This is a genomic window from Desulfurivibrio alkaliphilus AHT 2 (assembly GCF_000092205.1).
GTDB lineage: Bacteria > Desulfobacterota > Desulfobulbia > Desulfobulbales > Desulfurivibrionaceae > Desulfurivibrio > Desulfurivibrio alkaliphilus.
Genome location: NC_014216.1, coordinates 3,054,254 through 3,077,000, shown reverse-complemented (window position 1 = coordinate 3,077,000; position 22,747 = coordinate 3,054,254). Strand labels below are relative to the sequence as shown.

Below are 22,747 nucleotides of genomic sequence, written 5' to 3'. Positions count from 1 at the left end.
GAGCGAACGGGTGACGGTTGATCTGCAGCTATCATCAAGCATGTGCGCAAACTGTGCGACAGCACTTTCGACCGGTTTTCGCCAGAAACCTTACAACCTCCAGGACCTGGCCATGGAGCAGGCCCTGCACACCCATCCGTTTGAAAAGATGCCGGCCGAGAAAAAACTCCAGCTTTAACGTGCTGCTGCCGTTCAACCAAGCTGGCCGGCCAGATATTGCCGGGCTGCCTCGTGCCGGGGCTGGGCAAAGAAGTGCGTCGCCTCCCGCTCTTCCAGTAGCAGGCCTTCATTAAGGAAGGCCACATGATGGGCGATCCGCCGGGCCTGGGCCAGGTTGTGGGTGACAATGATCACCGCCATTTGCTGGGCCAGCAGTTGCAGGGTCTCTTCGATCCGGGCGGTGGAGCGGGGGTCCAGGGAGGAGCAGGGTTCATCCAGCAACAGCACTTCCGGCTCCAGGGTCAGGGAGCGGGCGATGCACAGGCGCTGCTGCTGGCCGCCGGAGAGTTTGGCGGCCGACAGGCGCAGGCGGTCCTTGACCTCGTCGTAAAGCCCGGCCAGGCGGAGAGTTTCCAGCATGCGCGCCTTTTTTTCTTCCCGGCTCAGTTGCTGGTGATAGTTCAGGGCGTAGAGCATATTTTTTTCGATGGAAAAAGGAAACGGGGTCGGGGTTTGAAAGACGATGCCGACCCGGCGCCGCAGGGTCTCTTTGGGGATGGCGGCGATATCCTGCCCCTGCAGACGAATCCTGCCGCGAGTTTGCGCCTGGGACTCTTCTTCCAACAGGCGATTTATCGACTTGAGCAGAGTCGTCTTGCCGCACCCGGAAGGACCGATCAGGGCGGTAATCCGGTTGGCGGGAAAATCGAGGTTGATATCGCTCAGCACCGGCGTGTCGCCGCAAGAGACATGCCAGTTGTTGACCTGGATGATGTTCTCCATCGTTTATCTTTCCTTGCGTTGGCGACCAAACAGCAGAAAGGCCAGGGCATAGCCCAACAGCAGCAATACCATGAGCACCAGCGCGGTGCCGTAGGCCTTTTCCACTGAAACCTGTTCCGTGGTCAGAATATATAAATGATAAGGCAGCGCCATGACCGGCTGCAGCAGCGAGGTTGGCGAGGGGGCCGAAAGCACCGCCGCCGTGAGCATGATGGGCGGGGTGGCGCCCAGGGCCCAAACGGTGCCGAGCAGGATGCCGGAAATAATATCATTTTTAGCCGCCGGCCAGATAATATGCCAGAAGGTATAAGACCTGGAAACCCCCAGGGCATGGGAGGCCACAATCAGCTCCCGCCGCACATCGGCAATCGCCTTTTCGGCGCTAATGGCCACCACCGGGAAAATCATGATGGCCAGGGTCAGGCCGCCGGCCAGCAAAGAGTAGCCCATGCCCATGGCAACCACAAACAGGGCGTAGCCAAAAAGCCCCAGCACGATGGAAGGAATACCGGCGATACACTGAACCACCACCCGGATCAAGCCGACAATGCGCGGGTTGCGGCAGTATAGCTGCAGATAAAGGGCGGTGGCCAAACCCAGCAGCGATGCCACCGCCAAGCTGATTCCGGCCAGGGCCAAGGAGCCCATGATGGCCGGGAAAATTCCCCCTTCCGCCCCCAGCGGCATCCCCCGGGGGGCGCCGAACAAAAATTCCAGGCTGATGGCGCGCCACCCCTGGAGCACGATATGGCCGACCAGCAGCAGGAAAATCGCCGCCACGGTGGCGATGGAACCCCACAGCCAGAGATTAACCAGCCAATCTATAATTCCTCTACGGTTCATGGCGCCTTCAGCCGCTCAAACGTTGTCGGAGAAAATAAAAAAAGAGGTTGATGGCCAGCAGCATCAACAACAGCACCAGAGCGGCGCCGAACAGGGCGTGATAATGCAGGCTGCCCAGAGGGGCGGAACCGATCTCCAGGGCGATCAGCGAAGGGATGGGCTGCACCCGCTCCAGCAGGGCCGTGGGCGGCAAGGGTGAATTGCCCACCACCATCATCACCGCCATGGTCTCGCCCATGGCCCGGGAGACCCCCAGGATCGACCCGGCCAGGATCCCGAACCGGGCGGCGGGCAGGACCAGGTTGCGCAGCATGTACCCCTGGGACACCCCCAGCGACCGCGATGCCTGGAGATGCCCCCGGGCCGCCGCCGCCATGCTTTCACTGCTGGTGGCGATGATAAAGGGCAGGATCATGACCGCCAGCACAATGCCGCCGGCCAGCAGGGAGTCGCCGGAACTCATGCCAAACCATCGTTCAAACAGCGGCAGCAACACCATGATGCCGATAAAGCCGTAGATAACCGAAGGTATGCCGGCCAGCAGGTTGATCAAGCCCAGCAGCGACCGCCGCAAGCGAGGTGGACAGCGGAAGGCCAGAAACAGCGCGGCGCCGATCGCCACCGGCAGCGCCAGCAGCAGGGCCAGGGCGGTCACCGCCAGGCTGGCGGTGAGGAAGGGCCACAGGCCAAGGCGAACCTGCGGGGAGAGCGGGCGCCATTCGCGGCCGAAGAGGAAATCCAGCGGCGCCACCTGCTGGAAAATCAGCAACGACTCCTTGAGGATGAAACCGATAATAAAGAGCAGGGTCAACAGAGCCGCAACCGTCAGGCTGGTGACGGTTGCGGCGAACAGTTGCTCCAGGCGGTGATTGAATCGCGGCATCAGGGCTTAAATTGCCGGCAAATAGCCCAGCTCCCGGATAATCCAGATCCCGGCATCGGAGCGGATATAATCGAGCAATGCTCGCTCGGCGACGGACAGCTCATGGTTCCAAAGTAAAATCAGCGGCCGGGAAACCGGGTAGTCACCGTTGATGATATTTTCCACCGAAGGCTCAACCCCGTCCAGGCTGAATACTGCCAGTTGCTTGCCGTAAGCCTCGGCCACGCTGTAGGAAGCATAGCCGATGGCCCGGCGATTGCCGGCCAGGCGGGGCACCAGAGCGGTCATGGTGGGTGCCTGCACGGCCCGGTTGCTCACTTCCGTCTGGCCCATGACGCTGTTTTGAAACACGCTGTGGGCGCCACCGCCCACGTCTCTTACCAGCAGCACGATCTCTTCGGCCGGCAGCTCGGGGTTGAATTCCTGCCAGTGGCTGATCTCCCCGGAAAATATCCGCCTCACCTCCGCCGCGGTCAGGTCGTGGCGTCGGCCGGCCAGCGGATTGTCCTGGTGGGTGGCAAGCAACAGGGCATCAATGCCCACGGTCAGCGATTGGTAGTTGGACATGGCCGTCCGCTCGCTGTCTCGCACTTCCCGGCCCACCATGCCGAAATCGGCGGTACCGTCCAGCACCGCTCGAGCGCCGGCGCCGGAGCCACCGGTGATCACGTTGATTCGAATCTTCTCTGCCGGCAGAGTTGCGTCCACTTGGTCCCAGGTGGCGTAGGTCCGGGTGAACTGTTCCCCAATCTGGGCAATGACAACGGCCAGGGTGGAAGAGCCGGCGAAAAAAATGGTGCCGTTGAATGCCGCCGCCGGCTGTTCTTGCTCTTGTTGGTCGCAGGCAAGCAGCAGGCTCAATAACGGTACTAAAAGCAACAGCATGATACCGCGAGTCAATTTAACACCCATAGGATATGCCTCCCGGCTGCAAGGGCTTGGCAAGCAGCCAGACGATAAGGGATCAAAAAATAAAAGTATCCAATAGAGCAGACTTGCCGGCCATAAGTCCAACAGCAAATTCCTATTAAAAATAAGGATATTATCGAGAAATTCGATTACCCAAAGCTGGGCATGATCGATATTTACGATATCAGTGTTTTGGTTTATCAATATTAACTATTCGACAACCGAGTGTGGTTTCGGCATATTTGGAGGCTGTTTGCGCTTACTGCACGGTATGGTCGCCGGCTAACCCGGCCATGGCCCATTAGGATTTGCTCGTCGGAGGCACGGAACATTTAATCATGTTGCACCACACGATTTTATCACGCTGATTCAGCCCCGGCGGCCCGGTTCGGGCCGCTTGGAGATGCCGAGCCGGGCAAGTCGCCGCTCCCACCTGATCCCCTGGTTTTCTTCCCAGCAGAACCGGTGCGTTGGCGGCCGCTTCGCCCGGTTCTGAACTTACGGAGGGAAACCCATGAATGCTCCCCTTGCCGGGAAAAACAAGGATAGTGTCGCCCCAGCCAAGCCCGTTGGGGCGGTGCTGGTGGTGGGCGGCGGGGTGGCCGGGGTCCAGACGGCCCTGGACCTAACCCCGCTGGGCTACAAGGTCTATCTGCTGGAGAAGAGCAGCGCCATCGGCGGGGTGATGGCCCGGCTGGACAAGACCTTCCCCACCAACGACTGCTCGCTCTGCATTTTAGCCCCCAAGCTGGTGGAGGCCGGCCGCGACCCCAATATCGAGATCATCACCAAGGCGGAGCTGATCGGCCTCGACGGCGACGCCGGCGCCTTCACCGCCCGCATCCGCCGCCGCCCCCGCTATATCGATGAGGAGAAATGCACCGGCTGCGGCCAGTGCGCCCAGTATTGCCTGAAGCTGCTGGGCGACGACTACAACGAAAACCTGAGCCGCACCAGCGCCATCCGCATCGAATACCCCCAGGCGGTGCCCACGACCTATCATATCGACGACTCGGTCTGCCTGCGCCTCAAGCACAACACCTGCGGCCTTTGCACCGCCGTCTGCCAGGCCCGGGCCATCGACTTCAGCCAGCAGGAAGAGATCCTTGAGCTGGCGGTGGGGTCGGTGGTGCTGGCCCCCGGCTTCGGCCGGGTCGATGAAGAGGTGATGCGCCGCTACGGCTGGGGCCAGTTCGACGACGTGCTGACCGCCTTCGAGCACGAGCGGCTGATGTGCGCCTCCGGACCCACCGGCGGCGAGATCGTCCGCCCCTCCGATGAGCGCCATCCCCGCAAGATCGCCTTCTTGCAATGCATCGGCTCCCGCGATGAGACCTGCGGCAACAATTACTGCTCGTCGGTCTGCTGCATGTACGCGATCAAGCAGGCCACCCTGGCCCGCGAGCACGAGCCGGAGGCGGAAATCACCCTCTTTTACATGGATATCCGCACCCACGGCAAGGGGTTCGACGCGGCCCGGGAACGGGCGGTAAAGGAAAACAACTTCCGGGTGATCTACGCCCGGCCGCCCAAGGTGGAAGATCTCTTCGACGGCAAGCTGCTGCTGACCTGGAGCGATGAATCCGGCCATCATAACTACGAAAAATTCGATCTGGTGGTGCTCTCCCAGGGGCTGGAGGCCCTGCCCGACGCCCAGGCGTTAGCCACCGCCGCCGGAATCGACCTCAACCATTACCAGTTTGCCGCCACCGATCACTACGCCCCGCTGGCCACCAGCCGGCCCGGGGTCTACGTGATCGGCGCCTTCCAAGGGCCCAAGGATATTCCCGATTCGGTCACCCAGGCCGGCGGGGCCGCCGCTCTTTGCGCCGGCCAACTGGCCCCGGCCCGGGGCAGCGCCACCATCAGCGCCTCTTTCCCGGCGGAAACCGAGGTGGCCGGGGAGGAGCCCCGAGTCGGGGTCTTTGTCTGCCATTGCGGGATCAATATCGGTGGGGTGGTCAAGGTGCCGTCGGTGGCCGAATACGCCGCCACCCTGCCCCATGTGGTCTATGCCACAGACAACCTCTACTCCTGCTCCCAGGACGCCCAGGGGCAACTGGTGGCGGCGATCCACGAACACAAATTGAACCGGCTGGTGGTGGCGGCCTGCACCCCGCGCACCCACGAGCCGCTGTTCCAGGCCACCATGCGCGAGGCGGGGCTGAACCGCTCGCTCTTTGAAATGGCCAATATACGCGACCAGTGCTCTTGGGTGCACATGCACGAACCGGAGGCCGCCACCGCCAAGGCCAAGGACGCGGTACGAATGGCGGTGGCCAAGGCGGCCCTGCTGACCCCCCTGGCCGAGCAGCAGTTGCCGGTCACCCCGTCGGCCTTGGTGGTGGGCGGCGGCCTGGCCGGGCTGACCGCCGCCCTGGCCATCGCCGAGCAGGGCTTTGCCGTCACCCTGGTGGAGCGCTCTTCGCGGTTGGGCGGCCAGGCCCTGAAGCTCACCGCCGATCGCCACGGCAACGATACCCGCCCGACGGTGGCGGAACTGGCCCACCGGGTGCGCAAACACAAGTTGATCAAGGTTTACACCGGCAGCGAGGTCAGCGCCGTTTCCGGCTATATCGGCAGCTACAGCAGCACCCTGAACACCAGAAACGGCACCGTGGTGATCAATCACGGGGTGGTGGTACTGGCCACCGGCGGCCGCCCCTACCAGCCCGACCAGTACCTTCACGGTCGGTCATCCAGGGTTCTGACCCAAATGGAGTTGGAAGGAAAGTTGACCGCCAAGACCTTGCCCCGCACCTGGAACCGGATGGTGATGATCCAGTGTGCCGGCTCCCGGGGCGAGGATTTGTCTTATTGCAGCCGGGTCTGCTGCGGCCAGGCCCTGAAGAACGCCCTGCGCCTGAAAAAACGGCGGCCGGAGATGCAGATCACCGTCTTTTACCGCGATATGCGGGCCTACGGCTTCATGGAAGACGACTATCGCCGGGCCCGTGAACTGGGGGTTAATTTTATTCGTTACCAGCCGGATAACCCGCCCCGGCTGGAGAAGGCCCGGGGGGTGGAGGGGCCGCTCCAGGTCAGCGCCTTCGATCCGCTGCTCAACGAGGAGTTGCAACTGGCCGCCGACCTGGTGGTGTTGGCCGCCGGCATCGTCCCCGAAGACCCCGTGGTTTTGGCGGGGATGCTGAAAACCCCGGTCACCGCCGAGCGCTTTCTATTGGAGGCCCATGTCAAGCTGCAACCGGTGGACCTGCCGGTGGACGGCGCCTATGTCTGCGGCCTGATCCACGCCCCCAAGGGGATGGACGAGACCATCGCCCAGGCCCAGGCAGCGGCCGGCCGGGCCTGCCAGCCGCTGGCCAAGGGCACCATCACCCCGGCCCCCATTGTCTCCCGGGTCGAAACCGAAAAATGCATCGGCTGCGGGGTCTGCGAGACCTTTTGTCCCTACAAGGCGATCCGGCTGCACAAGGTGGAAAAGGGGCGCAAGGCGGAGACGGTGACCGCTTCCTGCAAAGGCTGCGGGGTCTGCGCCGCCCGCTGCCCGACCCTGGCCATCGATATGGGCCGCTTCACCTTTGACGGCATCATGGCGCAGATTAAGGCCTTTGGCCAGGAAGAAGGAGAAAACAATGTCTGAACCGTACAGCCCGAAAATTCTTGGCTTTCTTTGTAACTGGTGTTGTTATACCGCCGCCGACTCGGCCGGGGTGGGGCGCTATCAGTATCCGCCCAATATTCGGGTTATCCGGATCATGTGCACCGGCCGCCTGGACCCTTCTTTCCCCCTGGAGGGTCTGGCCACCGGGGCCGATGCCATCTTTGTCGGCGGTTGCCACCCCGGCGAATGCCACTACCTGGACGGCAACTACCATGCCCTGGTCTCGGCCGCCCTGGTGCACGAGGTTATGGACCGGCTGGGGCTGGACCGCCGCCGTTTTCTGATCGACTGGGCCTCGGCCGCCGAAGGGCCCAACTTCGTCAAGATCATCACCAATTTTACCCAGCAGGCGGCCGAACTGGGGCCGCTGGGCCAGGCCGAAGGGCTGGAGCCCGAGGCCCTGCGAGCCAAACTGGCGGCGGCGGCCGAAGCGGCCCGGGGGCGCAAGATCCGCACCGGCCTGCTCAACGCCAGCAAGGAGATGCTCAAAAACCGGGATTTCAAACGGGAAACCATCGCCGGCCTGGTGGCCGCCAAATGCGAAAAAAGCCTTAACGAACTGACCGCCGCCTGACGGTCGTTTTTTTACCCAACCCTTTTTACATGGAGAACCAAGATGATTGAAGTTACCGCAGTCGCCGCCGACAAAATCAAGGAATACATGGCCGCCAACAAGGTCGATTCGCCGATCCGGATAATGGCCCAAAACGGTTGCGCCGGCCCCAGTTTGAACTTGGTGCTGGACCAGGCCGGCGACAACGACCAACTGGTGCAGCAGCACGACCTCACCCTGCTGGCCGACCGGGAGATGCTGGCCGCCACCGGCAAGATCACCATCGACTACCGGGAAGCCTCCTCGGGCTGCGGTTGTGGGGGCGGCGGTTTTACGGTCAGCTCGGAAAAACCGCTAAGCGGCGGGGGCTGCGGCAGCTCCTGCAATACCGGCAGTTGCGGCTGCTAAGCCGACCGCCGTTGCCGGTTTTATGCATACCGCGCTTCCATGGTTGACAACTGGCACGGCATGTTTTACGTTTCATGAAAACGTTTTACATTGGAGGTGGTCATGCCGTCAGCATCCAGAATATCAAGCAAGGGACAGGTAGTTATACCGGCGGAACTACGTAAAAAACACCATCTTGAACCGGGGACTCCGATCCGGGTCGTTGAGTATGGCGAGATCATCTGCCTGGTGCCGATGAACGTTGATCCGGTGGCGGAGGCTTACGGCTCTCTGCCACCGGAGCCTTCCCTGGCAGACGAACTGGGGCCGGAGCGGCGCCGGGATTTTCGGGGTTCCCGGGATTCTACGGATGCCTAAGCTGTTGTTCGACAGCTTTGCCCTGTTGCGCTTCCTGCAAAAAGAGCCCGGGGCGGAAAAAGTCCGCGAGCTGCTGCAAAGGGTAGCGACCGGGCAGGCGGTGGGCCTGATCAACGCCATCAATGTCGGCGAGATTATCTATCTTACCCAGCGCCGCTTCGGCGAACAGAAGAAACTGGCAACCTTTGTAAACCTGAGCCGGCTGGGTCTCGAAATTTTACCCTACCCCAACGAGTTGATTTTCCGCGCGGCCGAACTCAAGGCCCGCCACCTCATTTCTTACGCCGACGCCTTTGCCCTGGCCTCCGCCCTTGAACATGAAGCCGATCTGGTGACCGGCGATCCCGAGTTCAACCACGTCTCTCACCTGGTCAATATCATCCGGGTGTAGCTTCCAAGGCAGAGGTATCGTTTTCTTTGCCGTTTGGCGGAGGATTGTTGCCGCCCTTGGGCGTTTCTGCTGACTACGAAGCCCATTACACTTTTTCCTGGCGAGGGAAGAATCCATACGCTATTATCAGACATGACCATTTGGAGGGCCAAATGACCACTAAAGCGATAAGCGTTACGGAATTCAAGGCTCACTGCCTGGATATGATTCGCAAGGTTGAACATAGCGGGGCTGCCGTCGAGTTGACCAGGCGGGGCAAGGTGGTGGCTCGCTTGGTTCCGGCCGCTCCGGCTTCCGGTGGCACCCCGCCCTGGCTGCGGCTGCGGGGGCATGGGGTGCTGACCGCACAACCGGAAGATTCGGTTCTTAAGGCCGAAGACTTTGAAGCCCACGGCAACACGGACCGGTGATGCCGCCGCTGCTCGATACCCATGTCTGGTTATGGTGGTTGCTCGGTCAACCGGAACTGATGGCCGCCGAGCGCGATAGTCTGGACGCTCTGGCCTCCGCCGGCACCCCGCCGACACTTGCCTCCATCAGCCTGTGGGAGGCGCAAATGCTGGCCGCCAAAGGCAGGTTGTCCCTCGATATGCCGCTTGACCGTTGGTTGCCGGTGGCGGCGGCTCCTGAAACCGTAACTCTCTTGCCAATGGATGTTGCCGTTATTCTGACCCTTGATCGCCTGCCCGAAACCTTCCATGGCGATCCGGCCGACCGAATCATCGTGGCCACCGCTCAGGCGCACGGCCTGCCATTGGCCACTCGCGACAAAAACATCCGCCGCTCCCGCCTCGCCAAAATTTGGAAGCCATAACCCGGCCGGTTAAGATCCCCGCTATACCCTGGAAAAACGCAGCAGCCGGGAAGTGCGGTCGATGATCACGGTGAGGGCGATGATCATCAGCAGGTAGGTGGCGGCCTTTTCGAAGCGGAACCATTCGAAATTGAAGCTGAACTGGAAGCCCAGCCCACCGGCGCCGACGATTCCCAGCACCACGGCGGTGCGGACGTTGGACTCGAACTGGAAGAAGGCGTAGGTCAGCCAGTCGCGCCAGGCGGTGGGGACCGCCACCAGGCCGAAGCAGGTGGGGCGTGAGCCGCTGAAGGATTGCTCGAAGCGTCGGTAGGGGATGTTGTCGATACTCTCGCTGAAGACCCGTACCAGCACCCCGGCGCTGTGGATGGCAATCGCCACCGTGCCGGCCAGCAGGCCGGGGCCGAAGAAGGCGATGAAGAGGAAGGCCCACATCACCTCCGGCACCCCGCGGGAGATCAGGCCGGTGAGCCGGGCCAGCACCATCTGCAGGCGGCGCGGCAGCTTCAGCCACCAGGGGGCGGCCTCACCGGTGAACTGGTGCGATTCCCACATGAAGGAAAAGGAGTGGGGGTAGCTGAGCATCGCCGCCGCCAGCACCCCCAGCAGGGTGCCCACCAGGGCCATGGCCAGAGGGACCGATGCCGACTGGATCACGGTCAGGACAAAGGCCGGTTCCAGGTCCGGGCGCAGCATCCGCTCGAAAAAGGCGATATGCTGCCAGGCCTCCCCGGAAAGCAGCTCCAGGGCCGGCAGCAGAAAGTTGCGGGCTTGCTGCCCGGGCGGCGCGTTATCGCCCCAGCCCATGAACCAGAACGACCATACCGCCACCGCCAGGGCCGCCCCCACCCCGATATAGCTCCGGGCCAGTTGCCAGGCCACCGACTGATGCCGGGCGGCGCGGGGGTGGTTGGGGTCGCTGCGCAACTGGCGGCGGATAAAGTTGCTGAGCAGATCGGCGCTTAAGGTCAGGGCCAGGGTAAAGAGCAGCAGGGTGGTCACCTTGTCCCAGGCCCCGAACTGGATCTGGTACCAGATATCGGCCCCCAGCCCGCCGCCGCCCACCGCCCCGATCACCGCCGCGTTGCGGATGGCGCACTCGGCCCGCATCAGGGTGAAACTCTGCACGCTGCGGGCGGCCAGCGGCCCGATCCCGTAGAAGAGCACGGCCAGGCGACCGCCGCCGGCCACCCGCACCTGCTCGTAGCGCCGCTCATCCACCGAGTCCCAGAGTTCGGAATAAACCTTGGCCAGAATCCCGGTAATGTTGAGGGCCAGGGCCAGGGCGCCGGTCATCGGCCCCAAGCCGATCACCGCCACCAGAATCACCGCCCAGACAAAATCGGGCACCGCCCGCAGTATATCCTGGATAATCCGGCACAGGGAACAAAGCAAAGCGGTGGGGCTGCGCAAGGGGAAAAGGCGGTGCCAGCCGGTGAGCTCTTCCTCGCCAACACTCACCGCCCGGGCCGAACCCATGGCCAGCAGGATCGCCGCCACCACCGCCAGGCCGGTGCCGATCACCGCCGCCGACAGGGTTTGCAGGGTCAGCGCCCAGCAGTGGCGCAGAAATTCCGCGCTGAAATCAGGGGCGGCAAAGGCGGCCAGCCAGGCGCCCATGCGGCCCAAGGCCAGTCGGCGCTGGTCGGGATCGGTCAGGGCGGTGAAATCCCACTCGGCGCTGGTGAAGGCGGCCACCAGCAGCACCGCAATGGTAAAGATGGCGGCCCAGGGCCCCCAGGGGCGTTTTTCCGGCAGGGGCGAGGGGTTGGGGAATTTATCCCCGGCGGCGGTGCGGGGGCTGCCGGAGGTGTTGTCTGCCAGCTGGTCAGCGGACATCGGCGCTTTCTTCCAGGTACAGCGCTTGATATTCGGTGCCGTACAGCTCGCGCAGCAGTTCCCGGTTCAGACCGGCGGGCGGCCCCTGCCAGAACAGCCGCCCGTCTTTTAAGGCCAGCACCCGCTGGAAATGGCCCTGCAACAGCTCCAGGGTATGCAGGTTGACCAGCAGGGTATTGCCCAGGGTGGTTGCGATGGAGGAGAGCAGCTCAATGATTTCCCGCCCCAGGCGGATATCGAGCTGGCTGACCGGCTCGTCGGCCAGCATCACGCGGGGTTGCTGGACCAGCAGCCGGGCCAGGGCCACCCGCTGTTGTTGGCCGCCCGAGAGTTCACCGGGCATGGCCCAGAGCCGGTCGGCCAACTCCACTCTTTCCAGGGCGGCGCGGGCGGCGGGCAGATCCTGGGGCCAGAGCAGGGAGATCAGCGCCCGGGGCAGCGACCAGCGGCCCAGCCGGCCCATCAGCACGTTGTGGACCACCCGCAGTTGGGGGATCAGGTTGTCGGACTGGTAGAGCACCCCGATATCCCGCCGCATCCGTTTAAGCTTGCGCCCCCGCAGCCCGGCGCAGGGCTGGCCGAAGACCTCGATCTGCCCGGCATCGGCCGGCAACACCGCGCAAAGCAGCCGAAATAGGGTGGTCTTGCCGGCCCCGGACGGGCCGATGATCGCCACCCGCTCACCGGCGGCGATTTCAAAGCCAATCTCCCGCAACACCCACTGGTGGCCGAAACGCTTGCCCACCCCCTGCAGGCGAAATACCGGCGGGGCCGGAGGGGCCGGAGAAGGTGGAGGTGAATTGGCATCCATTGACTGTTGCTGATGATCACGCATAAAAAATGGTCAGGCGGAAAACTCTCAGTTGCCGATATCAACCCCGGACTTGAGCAGCTCCACATAGCCCATCCACTCGCTCATGTCGGCATCGACAAAGCCTTCGGATTTCAGATAATCCAAAGCCTGGCGGCCCTCGTCGGACTCATGCAGGCCGAGCAGGGCGGCGTGGATTTGGTCGATGGTCTCCTGCCCCAGGCTCTTGCGGGTGGCAAAGCAGTAGTTGGTGAACTTGGGGGTTGTGTAAATGATCGGGGCCTTGGCCTTGAGCTCGTCGGAGGCCCGGTCATAGGGGGGCTGACCCAGGGCGCCCAGGTGAAATTCACCGTTGGCCACCTTTTGCAGCACCACGTCATGGCTGCCACTGTAGGCCACCGTCCGAAAAACCTGCTCGGGGCGCTGGCCGCTCTGGTCGGCAAAGAAACTGCGGGGCATCAGGTGGCTGGAGGTGCTGCTCTTGCTGCCGAAGGTAAAGGTCCGGTTTTTGCCTTGGACCAACTCGGCCAGTTCGGCCAGATCGTTGACCGGCGGAATTCCGGCATCGGCGTTGGCGATGAAGTAGCTGATAAACTCTTTGTCGATATCGCGGGCGGCCACCACCTCCAGCTCATCGCCCATCATCAGGTAGGCCTGGGCGGTGGTAACGGCACCGAACCAGGCCAGTTGCGCCCGGCCGGTGGCCAGGGCGGTGACGGTGGCGGCATAGTTTTCCACATGGACGTACTCGGTGGGAATCCCGGTGGCGTCCTCAATGTGGCGGGCAATCAGGCCGAAGAACTGGCGCATGTTGTCGGCGCTGTCGTCGGGGATGGCGACAATGGTGATCTTATCCGGCGCTTGAGAAGCGTTGGCTACGACCGGGGCAATGAAAGGGGAAAAGGCCAGGGCAAGGGCCAGGGCAAAGGTGGGCAGCAGTTTGTAAAACATGTGGAGATCCTCCTTGGCTGTAGCAATTAAACGGTATCGAGCGGCTTTGGCGGCGCCAGTAGCAGCTGGTGACTATAGCAAAGGGGAGCCGATTTCAGCCAATAGGTAATAGTTATGAAAGCCGATACAGGTGATCGGAAAAAACAATTTACATTTAACTAACGACGACCGGCAAGATACTGGCTGGCTCGACGTAACGCCGTGGGCCTCAAAAACCTGACCATCGGTGCCCGAGATAACGTTGACGTTTGGACCGCCACCCTCAACGCCAACTTCAATGTGGATGGGGCTTTCGGCTTTAATAAGCATCGTACCAATTTTTCGTTGACAAGCTTACTCTGCAACACTTAATATGCAATGATATAACATTTCGTTTAACCCTGATTTTGACTTGCCAGAGGAGTCCATCATGAAAAAATTTGCTTTGACAACAGCCGCTGCTGTCGCTGTTAGCTTGGCCGCACCGGCTTTGGCCTCAGATAAAAATCTCGATATTCGGGTATCACTGATTCTGGATGGCATCTACTTCAATGAACTAAAACAGGGCAACCACAGTCCGGCCGGTTTTGGTGGCGACCATCACCATCATGATAATGGGGATAATCACAGCCATGGCTTGGCAGAAGGTTTTAATCTGGGTCACTCAGAGTTGGCCTTTGAGGCCAGTTTGGGAGACCTGTTGGATGGCATGCTGATGCTGGGTTTTGACAGCAATCATATTGAGGTGGAAGAAGCCTACCTGAAAACCCGTAGCCTGCCGGCCGGCTTCCAACTGAAAGTGGGAAAATTCCTGTCTGGCATCGGTTACATCAACAGCCGCCACAGCCATGATTGGGATTTTGTCGATCGTCCACTGGTTAATGAGTACTTGTTTGGCGACCATGGCCTTCAGGAAATCGGTATCCAGACCACCTGGCTGGCCCCCCGGGACAGCTATACCCTGGTGGGGGTGGAACTTTTGCAGGGTGAAAACCCGGAAGTGGCCAACTACATCGGTGAGCAGGAAGCACTGGATGGAACCAACCGGATCCTGAAAGATCGTTCCGGTCCGCGCTTGCTGACCGCCTTTACCAAATGGGCACCGGATCTGGGCCATGACCATGCCCTGCAACTGGGGGCTTCTGCCGGTTACAGCTTCAGTTACCAATACACCAGCGAGCATTCCACCCGTCATGAAGACTGGGATGGCAAGGCCTGGTTTGCCGGCTTGGATGCTGTCTATAAATATGAAACCGGGCGGAGTCATGGTCACGGTAACCTGACGTTGCAGGCTGAATACTTCTACCGCGAAATCGATGTGGATCGCAGGGATGTAAATTTTGCAGCTGACAGCCATGGCCCGGTTGGCCATATCCGCAATGTATCCAGCTTCAAGAACAAACAGGATGGCCTTTATGCGCAAGGGGTCTATGGCTTTGCTCCTCGCTGGGAAGCCGGGCTGCGTGCCGAAGCCCTGGGCTTGACCAATGAACTGGGGCGCGGTGATGGCACCAACCACGATACTTCCTACCGTTACTCCGGCCAGGTTACTTTCCGCCCGACAGAGCCTGTTTTCCTGCGTGCCCAGTTGAACCACAACGACTTTGCCGGGGATGACGGTCGCAGCGACAAGGGCTGGGAGTTTATGCTGCAAGTAAATGTGGCCCTGGGTGCGCATGGCGCCCACACCTTCTAAAAGTGATCAAGGTGCCCTGGGCTAACAAGCCCATTTTTTCTGTTCCGAGAGCTGCAATAAGGAGACCATATGCAAAAGAAATTCTGGCTTGGTGCAATGCTGCTGGTAAGTGCCCTTTTACTGACGTCAACGACCTGGGCCAGCAGTTTTCGCGTGGTCACCACAACTTCAACGCTGGGAATGCTGGCCGAAGAAATCGGCGGGGATTTGGTGCAGGTGCGGGTACTGGCCGCGCCTGATCGCGATGCACATGATCTGGATGCGCGCCCCAGCTTCATGGCGGCGGTGCGCCGTGCCGACCTTCTAATTGAAATGGGGGCGGGGCTGGAAGAAGGCTGGCTGCCTGCGGTGACCGGCAATGCCGCCAATCCGGGTGTCAATGTCGGGCGTTCGGGACACCTGCGGGCTTCGGATTTCACGGACCTGCGTCCTTCCATCACCGTAGATGGCCCTAATGCCGGGCATGTGCATGATGAAGGCAATCCGCATTTTAATGTCGACCCTTATCGCATGGCCCGGGTCGCTCATGCGATCGGTCAGCGCTTAGGCTTATTCTTCCCCGAGCAGGCAGAAGAACTGGAAGCGCGCGCTGAGGCTTTGGGCCGGCAACTGCGTGATCATGCCGAGGCATTAGCCGACAGGATCAAGCCGAACCAGCAATTTATTGTCTATCACGAAGATCTGGATTATCTGGAAGAGTGGCTGCCAGTCAAAAGTGTTGGTTATCTTGAGCCGATTCCTGGCCTGCCACCGACCTCGGCACATCTGCGGCGGCTGGTGCGGCAGTTTGAAGCCCAACAGGGGCGGATACTGTATGCCAGTCACCAACCCGAGCGGGGTGCCCGCTTTCTGGAACAGCAACTGGGCTGGCCCAAATTTGCCTTGCCCCTGGAACCGCCAATCGGTGAGGGGCTGGCGGGCTATCTACAACTGATGAACCAATGGGCGGCATCCTTTGAGCACCACTGAGCCTTATTTGCAGTTGCAGCAACTGGTGCTCGGTTATCAGCAGCCGCTGACCAATCCCATCAACTGGCGGGTGGCCGCAGGAGAACGTTGGGCTTTGATTGGGCCTAATGGCAGCGGCAAATCCCTGTTGCTGAAAACTCTGAGCGGTCAGCTTTCGCCGTTGGGCGGGAACCTGGTGTGGTCATCCGGGGTGCGCTGGGTGTATCTGGCCCAAGAGCACCCTCGACCTTCGCTTTGGCCCCTGAGTGGTCGGGATTGGCTGGGGGCGATGGGAGTTCAGCCGGCCACCCTGCCCTTAATCGAGCATTTGGTGGATCGGCGCCTGGATCAACTCAGTGGTGGTCAGTGGCAACTCTTGCGCTTGGCTTCCGTGCTGGGTTCCCAGGCAGAAGTGATCCTGCTGGATGAGCCCAGTAATCACCTGGATGTTCAGGTTCGCTCACAAAGCCTGGCCTTGCTGGCGCGCCTGCAGCCCCATCAGAGCCTGGTGATGGCCGGTCATGACCAGGACTTTATTCAGGCCAGTGGCGCGTTGGAGTATAGAATGGAGTTGTTGCAACATGCCTCTTGAAGCTTGGGATAGCTTGTTGCTTTGGCCCTTTGTCGGCGGCCTGCTGATGGCCGTTTTGTTGGGGCTCGGGGGGGCTGCCTTTTTTGTTCGCGGCTCGGCCTGGCAGGGGCTGGCCCTGGCGCAGGGGGCGGCCAGTGGTGGTCTGGTCGCCAGTGTGCTGGCCTGGCCGCTGGTTCCCACGGCGCTGGCCTTTTCGGCCGTGCTCATGGGTGTGTTGCAGCGGCACAAGGACCAGGAGCGCCTTGCGCTGGTGATCTTTTTGCTGGCATTGGCGGCTTCGATCCTGCTGGCCAGCAACTTTTCGCAGGCCAGCCTGTCCGCAGCCCGCTGGGCGGAAGGTCAGGTGTATTTTCTGACCTTGGGCGATATCTATTGGATTTTGAGCCTGGTTGCTTTAACGCTGCTGCTGTTGCCTTGGCTCTATCGTACCTGGTTACTAAGTCAATTGGGAGCAGACCAGGGGCAGCATCGGAAAGTCAAGGCCTGGGCCGCCTGGATGGATCTCGGTTGGCGTTTGTTGCTGGTCGTGGTGGGCAGCATGACCCTGGGGTTGTCTGCTGCCTTGGCGTGCTTGCTGCTGCCTGCCTGGACGGCAGCATTGCTGGCCCCGGACTTCCGTCGCTTTTTGCTGTTGAGCAGCCTGTTCAGCGTTACCGCTTTTCTGATCGCTTGGGCGTTGGCGCTGACCTGGGACCAGCCATTTGCGCCGGTGCTGGTCGTGCAGGCAGCTTTTCAAGCCGTGGCGATTTATCTGTTTCTGCTATCGAAAAAGGTCACTCATGCATTTTCAGGCAGATAACCTTTTAACCCAGGCGCGCATTACGGACCATTTTTTCTTTGACAAGATGGCCGTCAGCCATTATTGACACAAAGCTTCGGATTTGGGCGGATAAGCGACAGGCAGGCCGCGCAGCGGAGCGATGCTGGGTGCCACGGCCTATTTAGATGCTATGATGTTGCATTTACAACGGTAATCAGGTGGGACCATGAATGATAGGGCAGTGGTTACCGGCTTCCAGCACGAGGGGCACAACCATCAGAACTGCCAGGACGAGGCTCTGAGCCGCGCCGATGCGGTCTGTAAGGCCCGGGGGGTGCGGTTGACCGCCTTGCGGCGGCGGGTGTTGGAACTGGTCTGGACCAGCCACGAGCCGGTGAAGGCTTACGAGTTGCTGGAGCGATTGCGGACGGAGCGGGCCAACGTGACGCCGCCGACGGTCTACCGGGCTTTGGAGTTCCTGTTGGCCCAAGGGCTGGTGCACCGGCTGGAATCCCTCAACGCCTATCTGGGCTGCGGTGCACCCCAGCATGAACATCCTGCCCAGTTTTTAATTTGCGAGCGCTGCCAGGCCGTGGCGGAACTCTCTGATGCCGATATCAGCGCCACCATCGACCGTAAGGCCCGGGAACTGGGCTTCCGCATGGCTCAGCAAACCATCGAGATCACGGGTTTATGTCCGGCATGTTCAGTCTGATCGGTTACGGTCGGGCGCGCGCAATTGACCTGCCCGAATACGGCCGCTCACTGTAGGCCTGTCCAGACAGGGCGCTGGGACCAAAGCTCAATATTCTACGAATGTGAACCTGAAGGTGCCCTTCTGGCAGCGAGAGCTTGGTTCACCAAATGTCACTGGTGATGCTGTGTAACCAGGGCCGGCGGAGTAATCGTCGCTCTTCAACCGGGCCTTGTCGGACTCCGCTTCGCCGGATTCCACCGCCACCTTGCACTTGCCGCAACCCCCGTCGCCAACGCAGTAGGCGTTGACGTAACCCCCAGCCCAGGCGACAGCCAGCAGATTTCCCCCTTCCTCCACCTCGCTGGAGACATTATTCGGCAGAAATTTTATTGTTTTCATGGTCGGGGTAAAAACAGGATTAGCCTAACTGTCAAGCACCATAGTCGGCAACCTTGATTTCGGCGCTAAAGGGCAACTGTCAACAGTTGTAAACCAGAACGGCGGCGGGTTTAAGAAATATCCCGTCCCAACGACTGTGAATGGTCTTTTGGGGTGGTTTCTGGTTATTGTTGGTAACTATAAGTTTATAAGAAAAATTATATTGCCCCATTCCAACCGTCACATTAAGAAGAATAACTCTTGGGGCCAACCTGCATGGGAAATTATGACGACGGCCGAACTTTTATCCACCAAGGAAGTGGCCAAGTTACTGGCGAGCATCGGCGAGTATACGTAACGCTATGAATAAAGTTAACCAGCAGATCAACGGCCGGGATGAACCGGGCCGGGCCTGTACCACCGCCGTGGCAGCGGGGATGGAAATCGACAGCGAAAGCAAGGAACTGGTGGAACAGCGCAAAGAGCGCCTGGCACTCCTGGGCCAGACCCATTTCGGTGATTGCAAGGCTCCCTGCAACCTGACCTGTCCGGGCCAGATTAACGTTCAGGGATATATTGCCCATGTGGCCAAAGGACAGTACGAGGAAGCGGTGCGTCTGGTCATGGAGCGCAACCCGTTACCTTTTTCCGTTGGCCGGGTTTGCCCTCGTTTCTGCGAAACTCGCTGCCGCCGAATGATGGTGGATGATCCGATTTCCATTAATCACCTCAAGCGTTTCGTCGCCGACTGGTGCATGGCCAACAAGGTGGACCTCAAGTTGAAACCAGCGCCGCCCACGGGACAGCGGGTGGCGGTGATCGGCGGCGGTCCCGCCGGACTTACCGGCGCCTATTACCTGGCCCTCAAGGGCCATGACGTCACCATTTTCGAAGCCGCTCCCAAGCTGGGCGGGATGCTGCGCTACGGTCTGCCCCGCTACAAAATTCCCGATCAGGTCCTGGATTATGAAATCAGCACCATTCTGCGCCTTGGCATCTCGGTCCGTCTTGGCCAGCGCTGGGGCCGGGACTTCAACCTGGAGAGCCTGCGGGAGCAGGGATACGGGGCTACACTGCTGACCGTCGGCGCCAACCATAACGAATCTCTGGATATTGAAGGCGGCTCCCTGCCCGGAGTGATTCCCGCACTGAAACTGCTGCGTCAGGTCAATGAAGGGGTGGCGGTTGACTGCGGCAAACGGGCGGCGGTGATCGGCGGCGGCAACACCGCCGTGGAAGCGGCCCGTTCTCTGCTGCGCAGCGGGGTGGATGAAGTGACCATGATCTATCCCCGTAACCGGACCGAAATGCCTGCCAATCAGCGAAATATTAGGGAGGCCGAGGCGGAGGGGGTGCAATTTCTGCTGATGGCGTCACCCGTCAAAATTGAAAGTGCCGGCGATCGGGGCCTGGATGTGGAACTGATCCGGATGGTCTTGGGCGAACCCGATGCCAAAGGTATCCGTCACCCCCAAGCGGTGCCGGGAACCGGCATTCACCTGGAAGTGGACACGGTGGTGGTGGCAACCGGCCAATCCGCCTGTGATGGCGTGTTCCGCGGCGGCAGCCACGAAGAGAGCCTGGAGCTGACCCCCAAAAACAATATCAAGTCCAATCCCCGCAATTTTCAGACCAACCTCCCTGGAGTTTACGCCGCCGGCGATGCCACCAATGGTCCCCGTTCGGTGATTCAGTCGGTGGTGGCGGCCAGAAGGGCGGCGGACAACATTCACGCCCAGCTCATGGGGGTGGCCAAGGAGCCCCCGGAAAGCCGTTTTAACTTCAGCCGGGGCAAATCCTTTGATCAGGTAGATCTAACTAACTTTGAAGGCATTCGGGTAAAATTGCGTGAAAAAATGCCATCTCGCCCCCCCGAGCGGGCGGTGCAGGATTTCAATGAGATCAGCCTGGGTTTTAATGAACAGATGGCCAAAAATGAAGCGGAGCGCTGCCTTTCCTGCGGTTGTACCGCCTTTGACCGTTGTGATTTGAAGCGAGAGTTCATCAGTCACGGGCTCGACCCCAACAAGACCGGCATGGCCACCAAGCCCGTTTATCCACGGCGTACCGATCATCCCACCATTGCGGTGGACCTGAACAAGTGTATTTATTGCCGGAACTGCACCGATTCCTGTGAATACCGGGCCATTGACCTGACCGCCGAATCTTTTGATGACAAGGGCAGGGCCCGGGGTATTTCCTTTAATTTTCTCGACTCCTGCGTGTCCTGCGGCAAATGCGTGGACAACTGTTCCACCGGGGCCTTGAACAAAAAGGATCAAATCATTCCCATCGTGGCCGAACAGACTCGCCTGGTGCGAACCACCTGTCCTTACTGCGGGGCCGGGTGCCAGATGAATCTCAAGGTCAAGGGCGATACCGTTATCGAGGTCAACGCCGATCCCGATCTGGCGCCCAATTACGGGGCGCTTTGCGTCAAGGGCCGGTACGGCTTTCATTTTGTCCAGCACCGGGATCGCCTGACCAGCCCCCTGATTCGCAGGGGCGGCCAATTGGTGGAGTGTTCCTGGGAAGAGGCCTTGAACTACACCGCCACACGTTTTTTCGATATCAAGGCCATGTACGGGGCCGATTCCATCGCCGGTTTCTCCTGTGCCCGGGCCACCAACGAAGAAAACTTTCTGATGCAGAAATTCATGCGGACAGCGATCGGAACCAACAATATCGATCACTGTGCCCGCCTCTGACACGCTCCCACGGTGGCCAGTCTGGCCATCACGTTTGGCAGCGGGGCGATGACCAATTCCATCGCCGATACCACCAAGACCGATCTCTTCATGATGATCGGCAGCAACCCGGACACCAGCCACCCCACCATCGGCCTGCGGATTCACCAGGCCTTGGACCGGGGGGCCAAAATGATCGTCATCGACCCGCGCAAGACCGCTTTTGCCGAGCGGGCCGACCTCTGGTTGCGGATCCAGCCGGGAACCGATGTGGCCCTGCTCAATTCGATGGTGCATGTCATCATAAAAGAAGAGCTGTGGGACAAAAAGTACGTCGAGGAACGTACCGAGGATTATGACGAGCTGGTCAAGGTGGCGGAAAAATATTCCCCGGAAGAGGTGGCCGGAATATGCGGCATCGACGCCGAGCTGATCCGCCGGGCCGCCCGGATGTACGCGGCCCCGGGCCGTCACGCCACCTACCACGGGATGGGAATTACCCATTACGCCACCGGCACCGACCGGGTCAAATCCATTTCCAACCTGGCCATGCTGTGCGGCAAGGTGGGCGTGGAAGGGGGCGGCTGCAACCCCCTGCGGGGCCAGAACAATGTTCAGGGCGCCTGCGACATGGGAGCCCTGTTCAACACCCTGCCCGGCTATGGGGGGCTGAACAACGACGAGCTGTTTGATCTCTACGAAAAGATCTGGAAGGTACGGCTCCCCCGGCGGCCCGGCAAACCGGCCACCGAGGTCTGGGAAAACATTCTAAAAGGTGAAATAAGAGCCCTTTATGTCTTCGGTGAAGATCCGGCCCTGGCCGACACCAATATCGGTCATGTGCAGGAGGCCTTAAACGAGGTTAACTTTCTGGTGGTTCAGGATATTTTTCTTACCGATACGGCCAAAATGGCCGATGTGGTCCTGCCCGCCGCCTGTTTTGCCGAAAAGGACGGCACCTTCACCAACACCGAACGTCGGGTTCAAAGGGTGCGCAAGGCGGTTGAACCACCAGGAGAAGCCAAACCCGATTGGTGGATCTTCTGTGAACTGGCCTCCAAAATGGGTTATGAGATGCGCTACGACAGCCCCGAAGAGATCTTTGCCGAGATCCGCCAACTGCTGCCTCAATACAAGGGAATCAACTACTCCCGGCTGGACCGGGTCGGCCTGCAGTGGCCGGTGCCCAGCGAAGATCATCCCGGCACTCCGGTACTCCATGTGGACAAATTTACCCGTGGCCGGGGCCTGTTCGTGCCGGAGAATTTCATTCCACCCCAGGAACCGGTGGACGGTGACTATCCCATGCTGTTTACCACCATCCGGGAATATGCCCGCTACAATTTCAGCAGCATGACCGGCAAAACTCCGGAAATCGACGATATTGCCCCCGAGGCCCGGGCCGAGGTTCATCCCGCCGATGCCGAGCGGATGGGGATCAAGGAGCGTGATCTGCTGCGCCTTAGCTCCCGGCGGGGCAGCGTGGATATCAGGGCCGGAATCACCGATCGCACCCAGGAAGGAACCATTTCGGCGCCATATAATTTTGCCGAAACGCCGGTTAATTACCTGACCCTCGATGCTCTGGATCGTCTTTCCCGGACGCCGGAATACAAGCTTTGTGCTATCAGAGTGGAAGTGCTTGGTCAAGAATGATCGGCATTCAGTTTCCTCCACCTCGGTG

Annotated in this window: 22 protein-coding genes; 14 read left to right on the top strand and 8 right to left on the bottom strand. The window is 60.4% G+C overall.

Features of this window, described 5'->3' with window-relative positions:
- The first annotated feature begins 40 nt into the window (after positions 1 to 40).
- A complete protein-coding gene (locus DAAHT2_RS14775; protein ID WP_157861489.1) occupies positions 41 to 178 on the top strand; it encodes a hypothetical protein in 138 nt (45 codons plus the stop codon).
- Between the two features lie 14 nt (positions 179 to 192).
- Here DAAHT2_RS14775 and DAAHT2_RS13445 read toward each other — a convergent pair whose 3' ends face one another.
- The 4 genes from DAAHT2_RS13445 to DAAHT2_RS13430 are packed head-to-tail and all read right to left on the bottom strand — an operon-like array spanning position 193 to position 3,580.
- On the bottom strand, positions 193 to 942 hold the full coding sequence (locus tag DAAHT2_RS13445) for a phosphate ABC transporter ATP-binding protein (RefSeq protein WP_013164819.1): 750 nt from the start codon (positions 940 to 942) through the stop codon (positions 193 to 195).
- Between the two features lie 3 nt (positions 943 to 945).
- Positions 946 to 1,785 (bottom strand): PstA family ABC transporter permease, encoded by an 840-nt coding sequence (locus DAAHT2_RS13440; protein WP_013164818.1) that lies wholly within the window; start codon positions 1,783 to 1,785, stop codon positions 946 to 948.
- A gap of 7 nt (positions 1,786 to 1,792) precedes the next feature.
- The gene (gene pstC, locus DAAHT2_RS13435; RefSeq protein WP_013164817.1) at positions 1,793 to 2,668 is read right to left on the bottom strand and encodes a phosphate ABC transporter permease subunit PstC; all 876 of its coding nucleotides are present in this window, start codon (positions 2,666 to 2,668) and stop codon (positions 1,793 to 1,795) included.
- Between the two features lie 6 nt (positions 2,669 to 2,674).
- Positions 2,675 to 3,580, bottom strand: coding sequence for a phosphate ABC transporter substrate-binding protein (locus DAAHT2_RS13430; protein WP_013164816.1), 906 nt, complete (start codon positions 3,578 to 3,580; stop codon positions 2,675 to 2,677).
- A gap of 511 nt (positions 3,581 to 4,091) precedes the next feature.
- On the opposite strand from DAAHT2_RS13430, the gene DAAHT2_RS13425 reads away from it, so the two are divergent.
- The 7 genes from DAAHT2_RS13425 to DAAHT2_RS13395 all read left to right on the top strand — a co-directional run bounded on the left by DAAHT2_RS13425 (position 4,092) and on the right by DAAHT2_RS13395 (position 9,725).
- Positions 4,092 to 7,181 (top strand): FAD-dependent oxidoreductase, encoded by a 3,090-nt coding sequence (locus tag DAAHT2_RS13425; RefSeq protein WP_013164815.1) that lies wholly within the window; start codon positions 4,092 to 4,094, stop codon positions 7,179 to 7,181.
- Complete coding sequence (locus DAAHT2_RS13420; RefSeq protein ID WP_013164814.1) at positions 7,174 to 7,776, top strand: hydrogenase iron-sulfur subunit; 603 nt, start codon at positions 7,174 to 7,176, stop codon at positions 7,774 to 7,776. Before DAAHT2_RS13425 ends, DAAHT2_RS13420 begins: the two co-directional genes overlap by 8 nt.
- A 42-nt stretch (positions 7,777 to 7,818) precedes the next feature.
- Entirely contained in the window at positions 7,819 to 8,163 is a 345-nt protein-coding gene (locus DAAHT2_RS13415; protein WP_013164813.1) for an IscA/HesB family protein, read from the top strand.
- A gap of 102 nt (positions 8,164 to 8,265) precedes the next feature.
- Positions 8,266 to 8,520, top strand: coding sequence for an AbrB/MazE/SpoVT family DNA-binding domain-containing protein (locus tag DAAHT2_RS13410; RefSeq protein ID WP_013164812.1), 255 nt, complete (start codon positions 8,266 to 8,268; stop codon positions 8,518 to 8,520).
- On the top strand, positions 8,513 to 8,911 hold the full coding sequence (locus DAAHT2_RS13405; protein ID WP_013164811.1) for a type II toxin-antitoxin system VapC family toxin: 399 nt from the start codon (positions 8,513 to 8,515) through the stop codon (positions 8,909 to 8,911). Before DAAHT2_RS13410 ends, DAAHT2_RS13405 begins: the two co-directional genes overlap by 8 nt.
- A 152-nt stretch (positions 8,912 to 9,063) precedes the next feature.
- Positions 9,064 to 9,321 (top strand): type II toxin-antitoxin system Phd/YefM family antitoxin, encoded by a 258-nt coding sequence (locus tag DAAHT2_RS13400; protein WP_013164795.1) that lies wholly within the window; start codon positions 9,064 to 9,066, stop codon positions 9,319 to 9,321.
- Positions 9,321 to 9,725 (top strand): type II toxin-antitoxin system VapC family toxin, encoded by a 405-nt coding sequence (locus DAAHT2_RS13395; protein WP_013164810.1) that lies wholly within the window; start codon positions 9,321 to 9,323, stop codon positions 9,723 to 9,725. The genes DAAHT2_RS13400 and DAAHT2_RS13395 overlap by 1 nt, the downstream gene beginning before the upstream one ends.
- 21 nt (positions 9,726 to 9,746) lie before the next feature.
- Here the strand turns inward: DAAHT2_RS13395 and DAAHT2_RS13390 are convergent, their stop codons facing one another.
- From DAAHT2_RS13390 to phnD, 3 genes are read right to left on the bottom strand one after another with little or no spacing between them, the layout of a single operon-like run.
- On the bottom strand, positions 9,747 to 11,564 hold the full coding sequence (locus DAAHT2_RS13390; protein WP_013164809.1) for a PhnE/PtxC family ABC transporter permease: 1,818 nt from the start codon (positions 11,562 to 11,564) through the stop codon (positions 9,747 to 9,749).
- Positions 11,554 to 12,375, bottom strand: coding sequence for a phosphonate ABC transporter ATP-binding protein (locus tag DAAHT2_RS13385; protein WP_013164808.1), 822 nt, complete (start codon positions 12,373 to 12,375; stop codon positions 11,554 to 11,556). Before DAAHT2_RS13385 ends, DAAHT2_RS13390 begins: the two co-directional genes overlap by 11 nt.
- A 48-nt stretch (positions 12,376 to 12,423) precedes the next feature.
- Positions 12,424 to 13,326 carry a phosphate/phosphite/phosphonate ABC transporter substrate-binding protein gene (gene phnD, locus DAAHT2_RS13380; protein WP_013164807.1) on the bottom strand — a complete coding sequence of 301 codons (903 nt, stop codon included), beginning with the start codon at positions 13,324 to 13,326 and terminating at the stop codon, positions 12,424 to 12,426.
- Between the two features lie 409 nt (positions 13,327 to 13,735).
- Between phnD and DAAHT2_RS13375 the strand changes: the two genes are divergently transcribed.
- The 5 genes from DAAHT2_RS13375 to DAAHT2_RS13355 all read left to right on the top strand — a co-directional run bounded on the left by DAAHT2_RS13375 (position 13,736) and on the right by DAAHT2_RS13355 (position 18,016).
- Entirely contained in the window at positions 13,736 to 15,001 is a 1,266-nt protein-coding gene (locus DAAHT2_RS13375; RefSeq protein WP_013164806.1) for a porin family protein, read from the top strand.
- Between the two features lie 69 nt (positions 15,002 to 15,070).
- Complete coding sequence (locus DAAHT2_RS13370) at positions 15,071 to 15,970, top strand: metal ABC transporter substrate-binding protein (RefSeq protein WP_013164805.1); 900 nt, start codon at positions 15,071 to 15,073, stop codon at positions 15,968 to 15,970.
- Entirely contained in the window at positions 15,957 to 16,541 is a 585-nt protein-coding gene (locus DAAHT2_RS13365) for an ATP-binding cassette domain-containing protein (protein WP_041719056.1), read from the top strand. The genes DAAHT2_RS13370 and DAAHT2_RS13365 overlap by 14 nt, the downstream gene beginning before the upstream one ends.
- Entirely contained in the window at positions 16,531 to 17,340 is an 810-nt protein-coding gene (locus tag DAAHT2_RS13360; protein ID WP_013164803.1) for a metal ABC transporter permease, read from the top strand. The genes DAAHT2_RS13365 and DAAHT2_RS13360 overlap by 11 nt, the downstream gene beginning before the upstream one ends.
- Before the next feature lie 187 nt (positions 17,341 to 17,527).
- Complete coding sequence (locus DAAHT2_RS13355; RefSeq protein ID WP_013164802.1) at positions 17,528 to 18,016, top strand: Fur family transcriptional regulator; 489 nt, start codon at positions 17,528 to 17,530, stop codon at positions 18,014 to 18,016.
- Between the two features lie 87 nt (positions 18,017 to 18,103).
- On the opposite strand, the gene DAAHT2_RS13350 is transcribed toward DAAHT2_RS13355, so the two are convergent.
- On the bottom strand, positions 18,104 to 18,397 hold the full coding sequence (locus DAAHT2_RS13350) for a 2Fe-2S iron-sulfur cluster-binding protein (protein WP_013164801.1): 294 nt from the start codon (positions 18,395 to 18,397) through the stop codon (positions 18,104 to 18,106).
- 341 nt (positions 18,398 to 18,738) lie between these two features.
- Between DAAHT2_RS13350 and fdhF the strand changes: the two genes are divergently transcribed.
- Positions 18,739 to 22,719 carry a formate dehydrogenase subunit alpha gene (fdhF, locus tag DAAHT2_RS15170; protein WP_013164800.1) on the top strand — a complete coding sequence of 1,327 codons (3,981 nt, stop codon included), beginning with the start codon at positions 18,739 to 18,741 and terminating at the stop codon, positions 22,717 to 22,719.
- Positions 22,720 to 22,747: the final 28 nt, after the last annotated feature.